16 protein-coding genes and 1 pseudogene are annotated in these 19631 nt (G+C 61.3%); 10 read left to right on the top strand and 7 right to left on the bottom strand.

Features of this window, described 5'->3' with window-relative positions; genetic code table 11:
- Nucleotides 1-5: 5 nt before the first annotated feature.
- Nucleotides 6-881, bottom strand: a complete 876-nt coding sequence (locus FHT29_RS23690; protein WP_168600202.1) for an AraC family transcriptional regulator — start codon at nucleotides 879-881, stop codon at nucleotides 6-8.
- Nucleotides 882-916: 35 nt separating this feature from the next.
- Between FHT29_RS23690 and FHT29_RS23685 the strand changes: the two genes are divergently transcribed.
- On the top strand, nucleotides 917-1324 hold the full coding sequence (locus FHT29_RS23685) for a DUF2000 family protein (RefSeq protein ID WP_037202692.1): 408 nt from the start codon (nucleotides 917-919) through the stop codon (nucleotides 1322-1324).
- Nucleotides 1325-1383: 59 nt separating this feature from the next.
- Here FHT29_RS23685 and FHT29_RS23680 read toward each other — a convergent pair whose 3' ends face one another.
- The 4 genes from FHT29_RS23680 to FHT29_RS23665 all read right to left on the bottom strand — a co-directional run bounded on the left by FHT29_RS23680 (nucleotide 1384) and on the right by FHT29_RS23665 (nucleotide 7830).
- On the bottom strand, nucleotides 1384-2052 hold the full coding sequence (locus FHT29_RS23680) for an OmpA family protein (RefSeq protein WP_037202877.1): 669 nt from the start codon (nucleotides 2050-2052) through the stop codon (nucleotides 1384-1386).
- 195 nt (nucleotides 2053-2247) lie between these two features.
- Entirely contained in the window at nucleotides 2248-3261 is a 1014-nt protein-coding gene (locus tag FHT29_RS23675; RefSeq protein WP_168600201.1) for a flagellin, read from the bottom strand.
- Nucleotides 3262-3511: 250 nt separating this feature from the next.
- On the bottom strand, nucleotides 3512-6646 hold the full coding sequence (locus FHT29_RS23670; protein ID WP_168600244.1) for an efflux RND transporter permease subunit: 3135 nt from the start codon (nucleotides 6644-6646) through the stop codon (nucleotides 3512-3514).
- Between the two features lie 17 nt (nucleotides 6647-6663).
- Entirely contained in the window at nucleotides 6664-7830 is a 1167-nt protein-coding gene (locus tag FHT29_RS23665; RefSeq protein ID WP_168600200.1) for an efflux RND transporter periplasmic adaptor subunit, read from the bottom strand.
- A gap of 357 nt (nucleotides 7831-8187) precedes the next feature.
- Here FHT29_RS23665 and FHT29_RS23660 point away from each other — a divergent pair, with 357 nt between their 5' ends.
- From FHT29_RS23660 to FHT29_RS23640, 5 genes and pseudogenes are all read left to right on the top strand, one after another.
- Nucleotides 8188-10653: a UvrD-helicase domain-containing protein gene (locus FHT29_RS23660; protein ID WP_047558046.1), complete on the top strand. Its 2466-nt coding sequence runs from the start codon at nucleotides 8188-8190 to the stop codon at nucleotides 10651-10653.
- A gap of 195 nt (nucleotides 10654-10848) precedes the next feature.
- Nucleotides 10849-11028 (top strand): annotated as a pseudogene (locus FHT29_RS34615) (GIY-YIG nuclease family protein); the annotation flags it as partial.
- 226 nt (nucleotides 11029-11254) lie between these two features.
- Nucleotides 11255-12538, top strand: coding sequence for a sugar MFS transporter (locus FHT29_RS23650; RefSeq protein ID WP_047558134.1), 1284 nt, complete (start codon nucleotides 11255-11257; stop codon nucleotides 12536-12538).
- A 112-nt stretch (nucleotides 12539-12650) separates the two neighbouring features.
- Nucleotides 12651-13274: a bifunctional nicotinamidase/pyrazinamidase gene (gene pncA / locus FHT29_RS23645; RefSeq protein ID WP_047558050.1), complete on the top strand. Its 624-nt coding sequence runs from the start codon at nucleotides 12651-12653 to the stop codon at nucleotides 13272-13274.
- Between the two features lie 81 nt (nucleotides 13275-13355).
- Nucleotides 13356-14441, top strand: coding sequence for a glycosyltransferase family 1 protein (locus FHT29_RS23640; protein WP_047558051.1), 1086 nt, complete (start codon nucleotides 13356-13358; stop codon nucleotides 14439-14441).
- Nucleotides 14442-14494: 53 nt separating this feature from the next.
- Here FHT29_RS23640 and FHT29_RS23635 read toward each other — a convergent pair whose 3' ends face one another.
- On the bottom strand, nucleotides 14495-15892 hold the full coding sequence (locus FHT29_RS23635) for a hypothetical protein (RefSeq protein ID WP_047558052.1): 1398 nt from the start codon (nucleotides 15890-15892) through the stop codon (nucleotides 14495-14497).
- A gap of 180 nt (nucleotides 15893-16072) precedes the next feature.
- Between FHT29_RS23635 and FHT29_RS23630 the strand changes: the two genes are divergently transcribed.
- From FHT29_RS23630 to panB, 3 genes are all read left to right on the top strand, one after another.
- Nucleotides 16073-16480 carry a DUF1801 domain-containing protein gene (locus FHT29_RS23630; protein WP_047558054.1) on the top strand — a complete coding sequence of 136 codons (408 nt, stop codon included), beginning with the start codon at nucleotides 16073-16075 and terminating at the stop codon, nucleotides 16478-16480.
- Nucleotides 16481-16714: 234 nt separating this feature from the next.
- Nucleotides 16715-17590, top strand: coding sequence for a pantoate--beta-alanine ligase (panC, locus tag FHT29_RS23625; RefSeq protein ID WP_047558057.1), 876 nt, complete (start codon nucleotides 16715-16717; stop codon nucleotides 17588-17590).
- Nucleotide 17591: 1 nt separating this feature from the next.
- Nucleotides 17592-18413, top strand: coding sequence for a 3-methyl-2-oxobutanoate hydroxymethyltransferase (gene panB, locus FHT29_RS23620; protein WP_047639875.1), 822 nt, complete (start codon nucleotides 17592-17594; stop codon nucleotides 18411-18413).
- An 8-nt stretch (nucleotides 18414-18421) separates the two neighbouring features.
- Here the strand turns inward: panB and FHT29_RS23615 are convergent, their stop codons facing one another.
- Complete coding sequence (locus FHT29_RS23615; protein WP_037202701.1) at nucleotides 18422-18673, bottom strand: DUF2164 domain-containing protein; 252 nt, start codon at nucleotides 18671-18673, stop codon at nucleotides 18422-18424.
- 234 nt (nucleotides 18674-18907) lie between these two features.
- Here FHT29_RS23615 and FHT29_RS23610 point away from each other — a divergent pair, with 234 nt between their 5' ends.
- Entirely contained in the window at nucleotides 18908-19630 is a 723-nt protein-coding gene (locus FHT29_RS23610; RefSeq protein ID WP_047639877.1) for an AzlC family ABC transporter permease, read from the top strand.
- Nucleotide 19631 lies beyond the last annotated feature (1 nt).

Raw genomic sequence — 19631 nt, 5'->3', positions numbered from 1 at the left:
GCCAGTCAGCTTCGCGGTCCGGCTCCCCGCACCATGCTGCCCCATGCGCCCGGTGCGATGCCGAAGGCTTTCTTGAAATGCCGCGTCAGATGGCTCTGATCGGCAAAACCGGTCGCGGCGGCAACCTCGGCGATCGACTCGCCGTTGCCGATCATCACCTTCGCCTGCTGCAGCCGCCGCATCAGCAGGAAGCGGTGCGGACTGGTCGCGAAGGCGGCGCGGAAATGCCGCGCGAGCGCAAAACGGTCGAGGCCGGTGATGCGCTCGAGCTCCTGTGAACGCACGTCGCGCGTGACATGCGCTTCGAGATAGTCCCGCGCTGCCTTCGCCTGCCCCCAGGCGATGCTGCCCAACGGCCTCTGTGGCAAGCGCGCATGCTGCACGAGGCCGTCAGCAAGGCGGGAGACGAAATCGTCGACAAAGAGCTCATCCAGTTCGCGATCGAGCTCGCCGAGTGCCGCCAGCAGCAGACCGGCAAGGCGATTGTCCTCAATGACGGGTTCGTCGACGAAGGGCAGCCCGATACGGGCAGCCGCCAGGCATTGAAACAGCACGGAAGGCTCCAGATAGAGCATGCGGTAGACGAGGCCGTCATCGGTTGCAGCACCGCCATCATGCAGTTCGTCCGGATGGAGGACTATCACCCGCCCCGGCAGGCTATTGCGCTGCTCGCCACGATAACGAAAGGTCTGCACGCCGCGCATGGTGACACCAAGCGCATAGGTATCGTGCCGATGCAGTTCGAAGGCATCGCCGCGAAACTGTGCCTGGATGCGCTCGATACCCGGATAGGGGGGCGCCGACAGGATGCGGTTCGCCTCCGGCGTCACGCACAAACGTTCAAGACGCTCGAAGGTCTCTACGGCTACATCCCCGCGCAATGTCCCATGTCCAGACTGCATGAAAGTGACCACCAATGTTCGATACCAAAATCGCCATCGTTCTGCGAAACGATCTTCAATCCTGGCAAAAGCTGAATGTGACCGCGTTCCTGACAAGCGGCATTGCCGGACAAAGTCCGGAAATCATCGGCGAACCCTATCGCGATCGTGCCGGCAACGTCTACAACGCATTATCGATCCAGCCGATCATCGTCCTCTCGGCCAATGAAGACAGCATCGCGACCATCCATCGCCGCTCGCTGGAACGCGGCGTCACTTCTTCGCTATTCATCGAGGAGATGTTCGCGACCGGTCACGACGTCGCCAATCGCGCCGTTTTCTCCGAATTCGCTCCTGAAGATGCCAAGGTCGTCGGCATCGCGATCCGCGCCGACAAGAAGATCGTCGACAAGATCACCAAGGGAGCAAGCATGCACGCGTGATAAAAGCGCGCAAGAAAAACGGCCGGATCGTGAGACCCGGCCGCACTGATTGAAAAGACTCAGCCGTTTTGGGTGATCGGTGCGATCTGGATCTCGACGCGGCGGTTCTGGGCGCGGCCAGCTTCGTTTGCATTGGACGCGACCGGCTGCGACGGACCGAAGCCGATGGCGGACATGCGGCGCTGGTCGATGCCCTGGCTGCCGAGGTAGGAGGCAACCGAGCCGGCACGGCGCTCGGACAGATCCTGGTTATGCTGCAGGCTGCCGGTCGAATCCGTGTGGCCGTTGACGTCGATCAGCGTACGATTGAACTTGCGCAGGACGATGGCGACGGAATTGAGGGTCGCAAAGAACTCCGGCTTGATCGCATCCTGGTCGACATCGAAGGTGATCGCCGACGGCATGTTCAGGATGATGCGGTCACCCGCGCGGGTAACCGAAACCCCGGTGCCCTGCAGCTGCGCGCGCAGCTCCGATTCCTGCTGATCCATATAGTTGCCGATGCCGGCACCTGCGAGCGCACCGACGCCGGCGCCGATCAGCGCGGCATTGCGGCGCGAAGCCGGGGAATGACCGATGAGAAGACCGGCAACCGCACCGACGCCGGCACCGAGTGCTGCACCGCCCGCCGTATTGGACACCTTCTGCTCGCCCGTATAGGGGTCAGTCGTGGTGCATGCATTCAAAAAACCCGCCGCTAGGGCAAGGATGGCAATTTTCTTGATCATAGAATCGTCGCTCTCCGGTTCGATGGCCGCAGCAGATATGAAGCATTGCGGCAATATGATGAAGAGAAATCTTATCCGGACCTTTGTCCCCTGTGCATAGCGCAAAGGCACAGCTTTTGCGGAAACCAATCGCCGCCCGCGATCTGCGGGGCTGACATCAACCCGTTTCACCCCGCTGCGGCGTAGGCCCGACAGTCAGAGATTCTGGAAGAGCTGCAAAACCGTATTGTAGCTCGCATTGGCGATCGAAAGCGATTGCAGCCCGAGCTGCTGCTGGGTCTGCAACGCCAATACCTTGCTCGACTGCTGTTCCATATTGGCATCCACGAGCTTGCCGACGCCGCTCGTCAACGAATCGCTGAGATTGCCGGCGAACTGGCTCTGAAGGTTGATGCGTGTCTCCAGGGAGCCGAAGGCCGAGCCGATCGTATTGAGCTGCTGCAACATCGCCGTAACGGTATTGACCATATCGACGATGGCGCCCTTCGTCGTATTCGCATCGAGTGAAATTTCCACCTGGCCGCTCGTGTCGCCATTCTTGCTGTCGATCAGCACATAGTTCTTCGCTGCCCCGGCATCCGTCGCAAAGGCCGTCGAGGTCAGCACGCCGTAGCCGCCGGTTCCACTCGACTGATCATCGATCAGGTATCGCGCATCCGCTGGGACGATGGTGCCTCCCGTCGATGCCACGCCCTCGTAGTTCAGCATGCCGATCGAAATGCTTCCGTTGGTGTGGCGGATGAGAGAGCCCGGCACCTGGTGCGGCTCTGTCGGGTCTTCGCCGTCCTGCAATACGATCCAGTTGACGCCGTTGAAGCTTGCCGACTCCCCGACGCTGCGAAGCTGCTGCTTGAGTTCGGTAATCTCGTCATTGAGCTTCGTCTTGTCGACGCTCGTCTCAAAGGCGCTGACAAGCTTCGTTCGGATCTGCGTCACGATGTCGATTGCACTGCTGACGCCCGTGGAGGCGGTGCTGACCGTGGATGCGGCAAGGCCAAGCGCATCATGCACCGCCGAAATGGCGCCGACATCGGTGCGAGTCAGAGTCGAAATTTTCCAGTATGTAGCGTCGTCCTTTACCGTCTGCACACGCAGACCGGACGACATCTGCCGTTCGGCATTGTTCAGTTTGACCTGGGTGTCCCTCAGCACTTTCAGCGCTGTATTCACAGAGGGACTGACCCTGATGAAAGTCGAAAAAATACTCACGGCACACGAACTCCGGACGCAACAATACGCAACAAATACAATGAGACATTGGAACCTTGCCGCGGGCGCTCATGCGCGCGGGCCGAGAGTGTCGGCAAACGGGAAGCCAGGCAAAAACAACACCTGAACTCCGGCGGTTACAGGTCACTATCATTAGCAAACATGCTTAATAAACAGCTAATCGTAACACATGATTTGCCATAAATAAGCGCAGAAGCTGCAGCGGGCGCAACTCACCCGTGCTCGACCTTCATTCGGCAGCCCGGAGATCGGCCAGTTTCGCGCGGAGCGCCGCGTCCGACATTTCCTCATGCAGGCGTTGCTCCTCATGTGTCTGCGGCTTGGCGAAGCGGGCAATAAGGAGATAGGCGACGGGCGTGATGTAAAGCGTCACCAGGGTCGCGAAACCAAGCCCGCCGACGATCACCCAGCCCAGCGCTATGCGCGCTTCCGCGCCCGCGCCTTCGGCAAACACCAGCGGCACGCCACCGAGGATGGTCGCAATCATGGTCATCATGACGGGACGTAGGCGGAGCGCGCAGGCCTTTTCGATTGCTTCGCGCACGCCCTCGCCCTTGTCGCGAAGCTGGTTGGCGAATTCCACGATCAGTATGCCGTTCTTCGCCATCACGCCGACAAGCAGCACCAGCCCAATCTGGCTGTAGATGTTGAGGCTCGAACCGGTGATGACAAGCGCGAAAACGGCACAGGCAAGGCCAAGCGGCACCGTGGACATGATGATCAGCGACGACAGCACGCTTTCGAACTGCGCAGCAAGCACCAGGAAGATGATGACGATGGCAAAGCCGAAGGTCAACGCCATGCCGCTGGAATTCTCCTCCAGCGTCGCCGCTTCCGCCAAAGGCATCAACCGCGCGCCAGGCGGCAATAGCGGTGCCGCGATCCTGGTCACCTCCTCGACGGCTTGGCCGAGCGACATGCCGTTCTTGAGGCCGGCGGTGATAGCAACCGACGCAAGCTGCTGCTCGCGGGTCAGCTGCGGCGCAACAGCATTCTCCTTCAGGGATGCGATAACCGACATCGGCACGATCTTGCCGTCGCCGGTCTTCAAATAGACGTTCTCAAGATCGGTCGGATCGTCGATCGGGCGCATCGTCGAGGTCAGCAGCACCGGATAGGACTCGCCGGCGACGAAGACATCGACCACGGAACGCCCTTCAAGCAGCGACTGCAGCGCGACCGAAAGACCTGTAATATCGACCCCGAGATCGGAAGCGCGCTCGCGATCGATGGCGACGGAAACCTGGGCCTGGGTCGGTTCGTTGTTAAGACGCGGCGTGTCGAACTGGCCCGTTGCATCGAGCGCCTGCACCAGTTTCAGTGCCGATTCAGTCAGCGCCTCGTGATTATTGCCGATAAGCGCCATCTGCACGCCACTGCCGGCGCCGCGAATGCGCAGGCTATTGGCCTGAATAACGTTGCCGCGTAGGGCCGGCACATTTGCCGTGGCGCGGTTGATGTCGGAAACGATGTCCTGCTGCGTGCGATGACGCTCGCTCCATGGCGCCAGGGTCAGCACCATGAAACCGCTATTCTTCTGGCCGTTCATGCCGGAGATTGCGTAGATATTGCGGATATCGCCGCTATCCATCAGCGGCTGCAGCCGCTCCTCGACGCGCTGCAATTGATCCTTCGTGTAATCGAGACCCGCCCCCTGCGGCGTGGTCAGGCGAAGCATGACCATGGCCCGGTCTTCGTTTGGCGTCAGTTCGCTTTTGACATTCATGAATGCCAAGACGGCGGCAGCCGAGAACAGGGCGCAGAAGACGATGACCACAAGCGGTCCATTGAGACAGGCCCGCAGCGTCCGACGATAGACGGCGGCAAACAGCTCGCCGAAACGGCCGAGCATGCCGTGATCCTCGCGCATCTCCTTGGTCAGCATGCGCGACGCGAGCATGGGGCAAAGCGTCAATGCCACGATCGACGACAGGCCGACGGAGAAGGCAAGCACGAAGCCGAACTCGCGGAACAGGCCGCCCACCTGCCCCGGCAGGAACGACAGCGGAATGAACACCGCAGCAAGCGTGGCCGTCGTCGCAATGACGGCGAAGAAGACTTCGCGCGTGCCGAGCACGGCGGCGGCCCGCGGCCCGATTTTCTCGGCCCTGCGACGGACGATGTTTTCCAGCACGACGATGGCGTCGTCGACCACGAGGCCGGTGGCAAGTACGATCGCCAGCAGCGTCAGGATATTGACCGAGAAACCGACCATGTAGAGCGCGGCGAGCGTACCCGTCAGCGCCACCGGCATGGTGACGACCGGGATCAGCGTTGCCCGCCAGTCTCTCAGGAAGAGATAGATAACGACGGTGACGATCAGCGCGGAAAGGATGAGCGCCAGCACCACCTCGTGGATCGCTCCCTGAATGAACACGGCATCATCGCTGGTGATGACGATACGCGTCCCCTCGGGCAGCGACTTCGAAAGTTGCGCGACAACAGACTTCACGCCTTCCGAGATATTGAGCGTATTCGACTGCGCCTGACGGATAATGCCGAGGCCGATCCCCTGCACGCCGTTGGAGCGCAGCGCGGTCGTCCCGTCTCGCGGACCGAGCGTTACGGTAGCGACATCAGAAAGCCGCACACGGTCCTTGACCATCAGCCGCGCAAAATCCTCCGGCGTCTGCAGCGCAGCCGTAGCGCGCACGACGATATCCTGACGGGCGCTTTTCAGCGACCCCGCCGGCACGTCGAGCGCGGCCGTCGCAAGCGCGGTCGTCAGATCGCCGATCGTCAATCCTCGCCCCGCCAGCGCTGCCTGATCGACATCGATCCGGAAGACTTTCTCCTGATCGCCGTAAAGCTCGACATCGGCAACGCCTTCGACCGAAGCCAGCCGGTCGGTAATCTCCTTGTCGACGAGCTGCGTCAGGTCGTCCATCGTCAACGTGCTGGAGGTTACGGCAAGGCGCATGATCGGCTGCGAATCCGAATCCGCTTTGACGATCTGCGGCGCATCGGCCTGATCGGGCAATTGCTCGGTGATGCGGCCGATGGCATCGCGGACGTCGTTGGCGGCGACCGAGAGATCCGTGGCGTCGGAGAACTCCAGCGTCACCCTGCTCTGTCCGAAGGACGAGCTGGAGGAGACCGATTTCAGACCACTGACGCGAGCAACAGCACCTTCGATGACCTTGGTCAGCTCCTGATCCACCGTCTGCGGCGACGCGCCGTCGAATACGGTTCGCACCGTGACGACGGGACGGTCGACATCCGGCAGCTCACGCACCTCGACACCGACATAAGCGGCAAGGCCGGCAACGACCAACAGCGTATTGAAAACCAGCGCCAGGATCGGCCGGCGCACGAAAAGCGCGGTGAAGGACTGCTTGCCCGAACCCGCGCCGGCTTCCTTCATCTCATCGCCCTGCTCCGTCATTGCGTGATGACCTCCGAGGCCTGGGCGACATCGCGCGCAAACCGAACGTCGCCGCCTTCGGTCACACGCTGCAATCCTTCGATGACGATGAGATCGCCATCGCGAAGATCGCCCTTGACCAAGACGGCATCCGGATTGCGCTGCACGATGCTGACACGCACCTTCGACGACTTGCCGTCGGCAACGCGCCATACATGCGCGCCCTCTCCGTCCCACTGCACCGCAAGCGGATCGACGGAGGGATAGGTTTCGCCGGAGAAGCGCATGCCGACATTGAAGGACATGCCGGCCCGCAGCTCATCGGCGGCGTTGTCGATGCGGGCGCGCACGCGCAAGGTCCGGCTGGCGCCATCGATACGATTGTCCACCGCCTCGACCACACCGGTGAAGACGCGCCCCGGCAGCGCAACCGATGTCGCTTCCGCCGGTTGATTGACCTTGACCGTATTGGCGAAGCGTTCCGGCACCCAATAGTCCACCAGGATCTCGGAGCGGTCGTCCAGTGTCACGATGCTCGTCGTCGTCGTCACGTTGTCGCCGACGACGACCGGCACGATCCCGACGATGCCGTCGATCGGCGCAACGATATCGCGGCGCTTCAAGGCGAGTTCCGCCGATTGCAGCGCCAGCTTGGCGCCCTGCTCGACGATCTCGGCATCGAAGACATCCATGCGCGACACGCTGGACTTGATATTGCGATAGAGCTGGGATTTCTCGGATGCGCTCCTCAGCGCTACTTCCGCCTGGCCGCGAGCGATGACCTGCTCGTCATCGTCGAGGCGGGCCAACACCTGTCCCTGCTTTATCCGATCGCCGGACTTGATGAGGATTTCCCGGATCGTGCCGGCTGCCTGCGGCATGACGACGACCGAACGAATGGCGTCGCCTGTACCGATGGCGCTGAGGCGGTCATTGACGATGCCGCCGACCACCGGCTCCGTAACGACGAGCGGCACATTCTGGCCGCGGCGTGCACCGCCATTGGCAGCACTAGCCTGCTTCTCGCCAGTGTCGCTCTTGCCGGGCGCAACAACCGCCACCACGGCTTCTGGAACGCCAGCTCCCCGCAACAGGCCAGCTGCGCCCGGCACGAAGGCCACGGCGGCGGCAAGACCTGCCACCAGCAAGAAAAAACACAAGGAAAGCTGCTTCCAGGCGGTCATGCACGTCTCCGGCTCGTTGTGTCAGAGGCGATGAAATCGCGTCGTCGGTTTGGCATGGCCTCGTCGCGTCAAGCGCGCTTGCCGAGGCCAAGTTCGGGTTGGCTTCATAACGCACGATTGTGCCCGATTTTGTGCAATATCGTTTTTTTATACATATGCGGCAAGCATTGCCGCAGACTATGACAAAGTTGTAATATTTCCGCAGACAACGAGGCGTTTCATTCGCACTCCCACATCTCCGTTCAGATGCGGGAACAGACTCCCCGTTACCTGCCTTTGCCTGTGAATGTGCACTTTTTGTTCTATTTTCAGCCCGTTTCTTTTGCCTTTCAGGGTAGAATCATTACATTGGGCCACATGACCATCGGACATGACGACATTCCCTTCTTTGACGAGGAGCCGGAGCATCTGGCGCCGCGCCGTTCTGCGCCGGATGCAGGCAGCATCGGCGGCGGCATTGCGGCCCGTGCCATGGCGGCGCGCGACAGCCACCGCCGGCCGGACTATCTCGCAGGCCTCAATCCGGAACAGACGGAAGCGGTGGAGACGCTCGACGGGCCCGTTCTGGTGCTTGCCGGCGCCGGAACCGGCAAGACGCGTGTGCTGACGACCCGCATCGCCCATATCCTCTCCACCAACCGCGCCTTCCCCAGCCAGATCCTCGCCGTCACCTTCACCAACAAGGCGGCGCGCGAAATGAAGGAACGCGTCGCCCTGCTCGTCGGCGGCGCTGTCGAGGGCATGCCCTGGCTCGGCACCTTCCACTCGATCGGCGTCAAGCTTCTGCGCCGCCATGCAGAGCTGGTCGGCCTCTCTTCCAGCTTCACCATTCTCGATACCGACGACGTCATCCGCCTGATCAAGCAGCTGATCCAGGCAGAGGGCCTGGACGACAAGCGCTGGCCGGCCAAGCAATTCGCCGGCATGATCGACACGTGGAAGAACAAGGGTCTTGGCCCCGCCGAGATTCCCGAGGGCGACGCCCGCGCCTTTGCCAACGGCAAGGGCCGCGAACTCTATGCCGCTTACCAGAACCGCCTGAAGACGCTGAACGCCTGCGACTTCGGCGACCTTTTGCTGCATCCGATCAATATGTTCCGGCAGAATCCTGACATATTGAAGGACTACCATCAGCGCTTTCGCTATATCCTCGTCGACGAGTATCAGGACACCAACACGGCGCAATATATGTGGCTGCGACTCCTGGCCCAACGGCCGAAGGGCGAGCTGCAGAATGTCTGCTGCGTCGGCGACGACGACCAGTCGATCTATGGCTGGCGCGGCGCGGAGGTGGACAATATCCTGCGCTTCGAAAAGGATTTTCCCGGCGCCAAGGTGATCAAGCTCGAGCGCAACTACCGCTCCACCGAGCACATCCTCGGTGCAGCCGCGCATCTGATCGCCCATAATGAGGGCCGGCTCGGCAAGACGCTGTTCACCGACCGTTCCGACCCTGACGACATCAAGGTGCAGGTGCACGCCTCCTGGGATTCCGAGGAGGAAGCCCGCGCCATCGGCGAGGAGATCGAGCAGCTTCAGCGCAACAAACACAAGCTGAACGACATGGCGATCCTGGTGCGCGCCTCCTTCCAGATGCGCGAATTCGAAGACCGTTTCGTCACGCTCGGCCTGAACTACCGCGTCGTCGGTGGCCCTCGCTTCTACGAGCGCCTCGAAATCCGCGACGCCATGGCCTATTTCCGCCTGGTCTGCCAGCCGGCCGACGATCTCGCCTTCGAGCGCATCGTCAACACCCCGAAGCGCGGCCTTGGCGACACCACGGTGCGCGCGCTGCACGACTACGCCCGCGTGCGCGATATTCCGATGCTGGCGGCAGCGGCCGACATCATCGAGACCGACGAGATGAAGCCAAAGGCGCGCAAGGCGCTGTTCGACGTCGTGCAATCCTTCCGCCGCTGGCAGGGCCTGCTCGAAAATACGCCGCACACCGAACTTGCCGAGCAGATCCTCGAAGAGTCCGGCTATACGGACATGTGGAAGAACGACAAATCGGCGGAAGCGCCCGGACGGCTTGAAAACCTGAAGGAACTCATCCGCTCGATGGACAGCTTCGAATCCATGCGCGGCTTCCTCGAACACGTCGCCCTCGTCATGGACGTCGAGCAGAACGAAAACCTCGATGCCGTCTCGATCATGACGCTGCACTCCGCCAAGGGCCTGGAATTCGACACCGTCTTCCTGCCCGGCTGGGAGGAAGGTCTTTTCCCTCATCAGCGCTCGCTCGACGAGAGCGGCCGCGCCGGCCTGGAGGAAGAACGCCGCCTCGCTTATGTCGGCCTCACCCGCGCCAAACACCGCTGCCACATCTGGTTCGTCTCCAACCGCCGCATCCACGGCCTATGGCAATCGACCATCCCGTCCCGCTTCCTCGACGAATTGCCGGTCACCCATGTCGAAGTCGCCGAAGTCGAGCAATCCTACGGCGGGTACGGCCGCGGCGGCTATGGCCAGTCGCGTTTCGACAAAGCCGAGCCTTTCGCCAATTCCTATTCCACCCCTGGCTGGAAACGCGCCCAGGCCAACAAGACCGACGCGACCCGCGACAACTGGGGCAGCCGCTCCGGCCACGCCGTCGAACGTATCGGCTACGGCGAAAGCGGCCCGAAAGTGCGCACGATCGACGGCGAGCTGGTGGCCAAGTCCACCTCCTCCGAACCCTCCAAATTTGCCATCGGCGACCGCGTCTTCCACATCAAGTTCGGCAATGGCAATGTGTCGGAGATCGAAGGCAACAAGCTGACGATCGAATTCGACCGCGCCGGGCAGAAACGTGTGCTGGATGGGTTTGTGGAGCGGGTTTGATTACCTAGATCATCCGGTTTGGGACCAGAGGGCGCACACGAATGCGAAGGCCTACGCCAATATAAAGCGAGGCCTTGGACTCACTGTAGGGCTCCTCATCTCCCCACCCTCCGTCATCCTCGAGCTTGACCCGAGGATCCACGCAAAGCATTCCGACCGGACGCATTGTGCCCACTAGAACCACGGGCGCGTCACACACCCGGATTCGCATGGAAGTATGGTTGCACGCGGCTCGTCTGGTATGAAGATCACGCAGACATCGTTTCAGCCATAAAGCGGGAAAAGTCTCTGAAACACTGGCATCGCCAATGGAAGATCGAGCTGATTGAGAAAATGAACCCCGATTGGCGCGCCCTATATTATGAATTGTGGTAGACGCTCAATCAGCCGCCCGCCCCCAACATCCCAGCCCTGCAAAATCCGCATCGCTAGCAAGCTACCAATCCAGTCCTAATCGATTATATCGACTTTGGCGGCTTCGGGATTGCGCGTTTCCCGCGGTATCTCGGCAAGCCGCTGCCAGCCTGCATCTCGGCCCGTTCGGGCTCTCGCCCGGGCCGATCGTCGAAGCCTGGCAAAAACAAAAACCGAGGATAAAAAAGTGGCTGGCTCAGCAACAAGCTCTGCGCCCACCAGCGCCCGTGCATCCGCACACCAAGGCCAGGGCAGTTATCAATTCGCGCTTATCGCACTCACCTCACTCTTTTTCATGTGGGGCTTCATCACCTGCCTGAACGACATTCTGGTCCCGCACCTGAAGAGCGTCTTTCAGCTCAATTACACCCAGTCGATGCTGATCCAGTTCTGCTTCTTCGGCGCGTATTTCATCGTATCGCTGCCGGCCGGAGCGCTTGTGAAGCGCATCACCTATAAGTGGGGGATCGTCGCCGGCCTCGCTATTGCCGCCGTCGGCTGCGCGTTGTTCATTCCTGCCGCCAGCTATCGCGTCTATACCCTCTTCCTCGGCGCCCTCTTCGTGCTTGCCACCGGCATCACGATCCTGCAGGTCGCCGCCAACCCCTATGTCACCGTATTGGGACCTCCCGATACCGCCGCAAGCCGGCTGAACCTGACGCAGGCATTCAATTCGCTCGGCACAACGATTGCACCGCTCTTCGGCGCCATGCTGATCCTGTCAGCCGCAACCGTTGCCGCAACCAACGCCACACCGGAACAGATCGACGCCATGCGCCTTGCCGAGGCGGGTGCGGTGAAATTCCCCTATCTACTGCTTGCGGTGGCTTTCTTGGTGCTTGCCGCCATCTTTGCGGCGCTGAAGCTGCCCGAAGTCGAAGACGAGGAAACGGTCGAACCGATGCGCGGCGGCGGCTCGGCCTGGCAGTATCGCCATCTCGTGCTCGGCGCTGTCGGCATCTTCCTCTATGTCGGCGCCGAAGTCAGCGTCGGCAGCTTCCTCGTCAACTTCCTGAGCCAGCCTGACATCGCTCATCTCTCCGAGGCCGATGCCGCGCATTATGTCTCCTATTTCTGGGGCGGCGCCATGATCGGCCGCTTCATCGGCTCGCTGATCATGCGCCATATAGACGACGGCAAGGCGCTTGCCTTCAATGCCGCTGCGGTCATCATCCTGCTCCTGGTCACCGTGCTCACGACCGGCCATGTCGCCATGTGGTCGGTGCTGGCAATCGGCCTGTTCAACTCCATCATGTTCCCGACGATCTTCAGCCTGGCGCTGCACGGTCTCGGCAAATATACGAGCCAGGGCTCCGGCATCCTGTGCCTGGCCATCGTCGGCGGCGCCATCCTGCCGATGATCCAGGGCGGACTTGCCGACACCATCGGCATCCATCTCGCCTTCCTGATGCCGATCATCTGCTACGTCTATATCGCCTTCTACGGCCTGATGGGCCACAAGCCCGCGTAAACCTTTGCAAACCATTGCGCCTCGTCCGGTCCGCCGGCGGGGCGCAAAAGGCTTGATCCGAATCCCGTCGCTTGGCATCGTGCAGTGCAACAGAGACGGAAGGACAGGCCTCATGAAAGCACTGCTGCTCATCGACATCCAGAACGGCTTCTGCCCCGGCGGCAATCTTCCGGTGCCCGATGGCGATCAGGTGGTGCCTGTTGCCAACGCGCTCATCGATAGCGGCAGATACGACCTGGTTGTGGCATCGCAGGACTGGCATCCGGCCGGTCACGGCAGCTTTGCCTCGGCCCATCCCGGCAAGAAGCCTTTCGAAATGGGCATGCTCTCTGGCAAGCCGCAGATGATGTGGCCAGACCATTGCGTCCAGAATACCGAAGACGCCATCTTCCACCCCGATCTCAACTCCGACGGTATCGACTTCGTCCAGCAGAAGGGCCAGAATCCGGCCGTCGACAGCTATTCCGCCTTTCGCGACAACGATCAAGCGGCGCTCACCGGCCTTGCCGCACGTCTGCGCTCCGAAGGGGTGACTGAGCTCGATCTCTGCGGGCTGGCGACGGATTATTGCGTGAAGTTCTCAGCGCTCGACGCGGTCGAGATGCTGCCGGGTGTCACCGTTCGCTTCATTGAGGATGCGAGCCGCGGTATCGATCCGGCCGGCGTCAAGGCGGCGATCGACGAAATGCGCACGCGTGGCGTCGCCATTATCGGCAGCAAGGATGCGCTTGCGTAAAATCGCGACGGCCCGGCTAAACCTTCTCTAAAGAAAATGGTGCAAGCTGTTCCCGATCAATGAGATATCGGGATTTTTCGCGTGCAATCGATCATCATCAACGGGCGTTTTCTCGGCCAGCCTCTGTCCGGCGTACAGCGCTTTGCGCGCGAACTCACGCTGGCGCTCGACCGTAAGATCTCCGCCGGCAATGTACCCGCCGTATTAAAGGGTGCAAGCTGGCGGCTGGCCGTTCCGCGGCACACCCCAGTCGATCTTGGGCTTTCCGCCATAGTGGTCGATTCCTTCGGCTCCGGCCCCGGCCATGTCTGGGAGCAGACGGCACTGCTGGCGCGTTCGCGCGGCGGCCGGCTGATCGGCTTCGGCGGCAGCGGCCCTCTCCTGCACCGCCGCCAGGCCGTCGTCATCCACGACGTAACGATCTTCCGGCACCCCAAATCCTTCAAGCGCAGCTACCGCCTGCTGCATGGCGCACTCGGCACGGTGCTAACCCGCACGGCCAAGATCGGCACGGTCTCGGAGTTTTCGCGCCAGGAGCTTGCCTCGGTCTTCCGCGTCTCGTCCGGCGGGATCGATGTCGTCTACAATGCCGTCGATCATTTCGCCGCGATCGAGCCGGATGAGACCATCGTCCAACGCCTCGGACTGCAGACCAACGGTTTCTTCCTGCTCGTCGGCACGATGAAGCCGAACAAGAATCTTGATTTTGCCATGCGCGCTTTCGAGGCGCTCGGCGACGAAAGCCAGAAGCTCGTGGTCGTCGGCGGCACTGCGCCGACCGTGTTCAAATCGGATGGTCCGCAGTCGAGCGATCGCCTGCTCTTTCCGGGGCGGCTCAGCGATGCAGAGATCGCCGCGCTGCAGCGTCATGCCACCGCCTTTGTCTTTCCGAGCCTCTATGAAGGCTTCGGCATCCCGCCTCTCGAGGCCATGACGCAGGGCTGCCCGGTGCTCGCGGCCGATATTCCCGCCGTGCGTGAAGCCTCCGGCGACGCGGCGCTCTATTTCGATCCAACCAGACAGGCCGAGCTTATCACCGGCATGCGAAGGATCGCCGAGGACAGCGCCCTGCGAGAGAACCTGCGTCGACGCGGCCGAGAAAACGTCGCCCGCTTCTCCTGGGACCGCAGCGCCGATCGTGTACTCTCGATGCTGGAAGATCTTTGAGCGCGAAGAGCATTCCGGACGGAAAACCGCTACGCACTTTTCCTGGAAATGCTCTAGGACCGGGCTTTCGGCCGGAACATCGTAACGAAATAGCTGTAGAGCCCGAGCAGGCAGAAGAGCGCACCACCGATTACGCCCGCCGAGACCGATATCCAGAGTGAATAGGTGAAGCCCGCAGTCGCAAGCACCGGCACGGCGAGGCCGACGGCGGAGAGCAAGACCGGCTGCCAGACGAAATCGAAGGGCAGCGATATCAGCACCTTCACGCCGACCGCCATCGCAATCAGCGCCCCGATCATGCCCCCGGCCATCAGGGCCGCATCGCCAAAGGAGCCGAGATAGCCGCCCGCCAGTGTCCCGGCATTCAACAGCACGCAGTCGATCGCGGCGAGCAGGAAAATCGCCAGCAGCCGATGCTGCAGATGCGCCGGCGTCGGCAGCATGTTGAGTGTCAGGGCGCGGCACACCGCAAGGCCGGTCACGAAAGGCGCCGCCACGAGAAACTCGTTGCGCAGGCCGGCGGAAATGACGAATTGCCCGATGGGCTGCAACAGCGCGAAGATGCCGGCCGCCGTCATCAGAGTAAAGCCGGTCAACAGCGAGTAGTAGTCGCCGAGCTTCTTCCTGAAAGCCGGAGTTGCGCCCTCGCGATCATAGGCGGTAACCACATCCGGATATTGAATGGCTTGCAAGGCTGAAACGATCAGCACGAAAGGCCGTTGCAGCAGATCGAACGCCAACAGCGCGCCGGCAGCCCCCCCTGCGCCCAGCACCGACGTCAGGATCGACTTCAATGCCAACGGCGCCAGAATGCCGATAACCGATGCACTGGCCGCGACGCTGCCATAGACGAAGTGCTTGCGGACCAGCGGCGGCTCGAAATGCGCCGCCTCGCGCAGGCTGTTGCGCGTGAGGAACCCAGCCCAGATACTGTAGGCGACATAGCCGGCCAGCAAGCCGGCGACCGTGCAGGTGAAATTCGGCGCAACGGCCGCACCGGCCAGCGTACCGACCGCAAGAATAGTGGCGCGCGAACCCTGGAGGCGCGAAAAGGCGCGAAACTCCTGGCGGAAGCGCAACATGGTGAGGTGCAGATCGCTGCCGCCCTGGAAGATAGCGACCATGCCACCGAACACGGCAATTTTGCCGGGAACCGAAAAGAAAATCGACGCAGATGCCGCCACCAGACAAATCGCGGCGCATACGGTGAATTCGATCGTCAGCGCGCTTCGCTCCAGGGCCTCGCTTCCGTGCGTCGACCCCGGATAGAAACGGCTGCAGGCAAAGCGGATCCATTCGAAACAGAAGATCGCCGCGAACTGGCTGATCGAGATGAAGAGCGAATAGGCAGCGTAATCAGCAGGAGCCAGCAGATGCGCGACCGCGATCAGCAGCCCGAAGGCCACCGCCGCCTGATAGAAATATGCCGCCAATGCCACGATCTTCGCCATGTGGGCAGCTAACAGCAAAAGATTGAGAAAAGCGCTAAGCTTGAGGGGAAGATTCGGAAATTGAGTGGCAAATGCCATTGATGACGACGTGACTGCAATCGCAACTTGGGGCCGCAAGCAGACATCTAGCTCGCCCGTGCTAAAGAACAGCCGTCATCACCAAAGAGTAGAGACGCCGTTTTGACGGAGCCTAAATTACTTGCAGGCGGCAACCCGCAAATACCCAAAGGCGAAGGCAATGGGCCTGTCCAGGCCTATATTGCGGCGATGCCCGGTTGGAAGCAGCACGTCGGACGCGCCATCGACGACGTCATCGAACGCACCATTCCCGGCGCAAGAAAAGCGGTCAAATGGAACACACCGTTATATGGCGTCGAAGGCCAAGGCTGGTTCCTTGGTTTTCATTGCTACGAGCGATATGTGAAAGTGACGTTCTTCCGCGGCGCATCGCTCGATCCGGTACCGCCGGGCCAGTCGAAGCAGAAGGATGTTCGCTACCTCGATATCCACGAGGATGACCTGATCGACGATAGCAGTCTTTCAGACTGGATCAGGCAAGCGAGCGCATTGCCTGGTGGAAGGCTCTAGAACCGCCCTTCTCATTCACCCTTGGCTTCGTTCCTCCATCGGATAGCTCTAGGTAAAGTCACAGACGATTGAACCCCAACGCCAGTGCACGGATTGCCGGCGATGCGCTCCGGAGCCATGGGGGCCGATTGGCATTGAATTGCCTTTTTGCACTGCACACGTTAGAAGAGCCGCCAAATTCAAGGGATGGAAACGGGCGGTGGGGGACAGCGCGGCCCGCGGAGGAGTGCCATTATGGAGATCGTCAATACGATAGCCGCCTTGCGCGAGCGCCTTGCTGCGCATCGCAGAGCCGGCAAGAGCGTCGGTCTGGTGCCGACCATGGGCTACCTGCATGCCGGCCATATGGAGCTGGTATCCCGCGCCAGGATGGAAAACGATATCGTTGTCACCTCGATCTTCGTCAATCCGTTGCAGTTCGGCGCCAACGAGGATCTGGCGAAATATCCGCGCGATCTTGAGCGCGACAGCGCCGTGCTGCGGGACGGCGGCGTCGATTTCCTCTTCGCGCCCGGCGTGACCGACATGTATCCCCGGCCGATGGAAGCGGTGGTTGACGTGCCGAACCTCGGTGCGGAGCTGGAAGGCGCGGTTCGCCCCGGTCACTTCGCCGGTGTCGCCACTGTCGTCACCAAGCTTTTCAATATCGTCCAGCCCGATAGCGCCTATTTCGGCGAAAAGGATTATCAGCAGGTGGCGATCATCCGCCGCATGGTCGAGGATCTGGCGCAGCCGGTTCGGGTCGTGCCGGTGCCGACCGTCCGCGATGCTGACGGATTGGCATTGTCCTCCCGCAACGTCTATCTCTCGCAAGAAGAGCGTGCCGCCGCTGTCATCGTACCGAAGGCATTGGCGGAAGCCGAAAGGCTCTACGATCTCGGCGCCGACGATCCCATCGCATTTGAGGAGGCCTTGCGCGCCTTCATCGAAAAGGAGCCGCTGGCAACTGCCGAAGTCGCCGCCGTTCGTCATCCCGATACGCTGGCGGAGCTGACGAAACTGCAGGGCCAGCCCGTGCTCGTCGCCCTCTTTGTACGCATCGGCACCACCCGCTTGCTCGACAACCGCGTAATCGGCCGCAAGCAGGCCGCCAGCGAAAAGGCCGCCTGAGATGAGCACTGTCGGACAAACCAAACGCATGAGGCCCGCCGCCATCGAAGCGATGAAGGGCACGCGCCCGATCGTCAGCCTGACGGCCTATACGACGCCGATCGCCCGCCTGCTCGATCCGCATTGCGACCTGCTGCTGGTCGGCGATTCCCTTGGCATGGTGCTCTACGGCATGGAGACAACGGTCGGGGTGACGCTTGACATGATGATCGCCCACGGCCAGGGCGTCATGCGCGGCGTCAAGCATGCCTGCGTCATCGTCGACCTGCCCTTCGGCTCGTATCAGGAATCGAAAGAACAGGCCTTTCGCAATGCCGCACGAATCCTCAAAGAGACCGGCTGCGATGGCGTGAAGCTGGAAGGCGGTGAGGAAATGGCTGATACGATCGCTTTCCTCACGGCCCGCGGAGTCCCCGTCTTCGGGCATGTCGGGCTGATGCCGCAGCAGGTGAACGCCACGGGCGGCTACCGCTCGCTCGGCCGCTCTGACAAGGAAGCCGACAAGATCCGGCGCGACGCCAAGGCGGTCGCCGATGCCGGCGCCTTCGCCGTCGTCGTCGAGGGCACGATCGAGCCGCTTGCCCGCGAGATCACCGCCTCGATCAGCATCCCCACCATCGGCATCGGCGCATCCCCCGCCTGCGACGGCCAGATCCTCGTCTCCGACGACATGCTCGGCCTCTTCAACGATTTCAAGCCGCGCTTCGTGAAGCATTTCGCGGAGCTGGCACCCGTCATTTCAAAGGCGGCGGAAACTTATGCGGAAGAAGTGAAGGCGCGGACGTTTCCCGGCCCGGAGCATACCTTCCAGCCAAAAAAATAGAGCCGGGTTCAACCCTTGGCCGGCTCCTTCTCCAGCAGGTAGATCGCCTCGCCGAAATCCTCCATCTTGCTCATCAGCGCGGCATGAGCATCCCGCAGGCCCTGATTGTAGTAATGGGGGCCAATCTCGGCGGTGAAGAAATCTAGCAGGAATTCGGCGGGCAGCGTGCCGAGCGTCTGGTCGAGCTCGTCGGCGAAATAGCGCTGAAGGCGGGCGACCATGGCTGCCTTCTCTTCCTTGGCAAAAGTGATCTTCTTCATAGTCAACGCCTCCCATTTTGCGAACAAGCCCAATAAGATGGATCAAGGAAATCAATTCACCCATCAAGTAAATTGAATTGCCGCCTCTTCGCGCGCAGCTTACAGCTCCGCCATTGAACAGCGCGCGGGAGCGGACACGCAAGGGGTGCAATCATATTTGTGATCCGCGCCCGGGGATGCAAATCCACTGTCCGGGATTACGCGCCGGGTTTTCCATGAAGGACAGAGCGGACCATGAGTCGCGCGGAATTTCTTGACGGGTTGAAGGGTGGCATCCCCGTCGGCCTTGCAGCAGCGCCCTTCGGCGCCTTGTTTGGCGCCTTGGCGCGCGATCAGGGCATGTCGCTCGGCGAACTGACCCTGATGAGCGGCACTGTTTATGCCGGTGCCAGCCAGATGGTGGGGCTGGATCTCTTCGGCCACAACGTCCAGGCTTGGCTCATAGTGCTGTCGATCCTGGCAGTGAACTTCCGCCACGTGCTCTATTCGGCGGCAATTGCCCGCTATATCAGGCATTTCTCGGCGGTCGAAAAATTCTTCACCTTCTTCCTGCTGGTCGATCCGCAATTCGCCGAGACGGTCAAGCGTCATGAAAGCGGCAAGCCCGTAACTTTCGCCTGGTATTTCGGCTTTGCGGCAATGGTTTATGTTCCCTGGGTACTGGTGAGCCTTGCCGGCGGTTCGCTCGGCAGTCTCATCGGCGATCCGAAATCCATCGGCCTCGATATCCTGCTGCCGATCTATTTCCTCGGAATCGTCATAGGCTTTCGCAAGCGCGATAACTTCCTGCCCGTCGTGGTGGCCAGCGCCGCGGCTTCGGCCCTCGCCTATCGCTATGTCGGCTCGCCCTGGCATGTCAGCATCGGAGCGTTAGCCGGCGTCGCCATCGCCGCTATTCTGCCGCCGGTGAAAGCAAATCGTAAGCCCGACCTCGTTCACGAAAACCACGAGGTCTGAC

The sequence above is a fragment of the Rhizobium sp. SG741 genome (assembly GCF_012275435.1).
Classification (GTDB): Bacteria; Pseudomonadota; Alphaproteobacteria; order Rhizobiales; family Rhizobiaceae; genus Rhizobium; species Rhizobium lusitanum.
Note: the sequence above shows the minus strand (reverse complement) of the source record. Positions and strands in the feature narration are given on the sequence as shown.

What these genes read in the sequence shown, in the direction of transcription:
- FHT29_RS23670 (WP_168600244.1), bottom strand. Translation starts at nt 6,646, where the DNA reads ATGAAGGAAGCCGGCGCGGGTTCGGGCAAGCAGTCCTTCACCGCGCTT.
- FHT29_RS23685 (WP_037202692.1), top strand. Translation starts at nt 917, where the DNA reads ATGTTCGATACCAAAATCGCCATCGTTCTGCGAAACGATCTTCAATCC.
- panB (WP_047639875.1), top strand. Translation starts at nt 17,592, where the DNA reads ATGAGCACTGTCGGACAAACCAAACGCATGAGGCCCGCCGCCATCGAA.
- FHT29_RS23610 (WP_047639877.1), top strand. Translation starts at nt 18,908, where the DNA reads ATGAGTCGCGCGGAATTTCTTGACGGGTTGAAGGGTGGCATCCCCGTC.
- FHT29_RS23680 (WP_037202877.1), bottom strand. Translation starts at nt 2,052, where the DNA reads ATGATCAAGAAAATTGCCATCCTTGCCCTAGCGGCGGGTTTTTTGAAT.
- pncA (WP_047558050.1), top strand. Translation starts at nt 12,651, where the DNA reads ATGAAAGCACTGCTGCTCATCGACATCCAGAACGGCTTCTGCCCCGGC.
- FHT29_RS23615 (WP_037202701.1), bottom strand. Translation starts at nt 18,673, where the DNA reads ATGAAGAAGATCACTTTTGCCAAGGAAGAGAAGGCAGCCATGGTCGCC.
- FHT29_RS23635 (WP_047558052.1), bottom strand. Translation starts at nt 15,892, where the DNA reads ATGGCGAAGATCGTGGCATTGGCGGCATATTTCTATCAGGCGGCGGTG.
- FHT29_RS23665 (WP_168600200.1), bottom strand. Translation starts at nt 7,830, where the DNA reads ATGACCGCCTGGAAGCAGCTTTCCTTGTGTTTTTTCTTGCTGGTGGCA.
- panC (WP_047558057.1), top strand. Translation starts at nt 16,715, where the DNA reads ATGGAGATCGTCAATACGATAGCCGCCTTGCGCGAGCGCCTTGCTGCG.
- FHT29_RS23660 (WP_047558046.1), top strand. Translation starts at nt 8,188, where the DNA reads ATGACCATCGGACATGACGACATTCCCTTCTTTGACGAGGAGCCGGAG.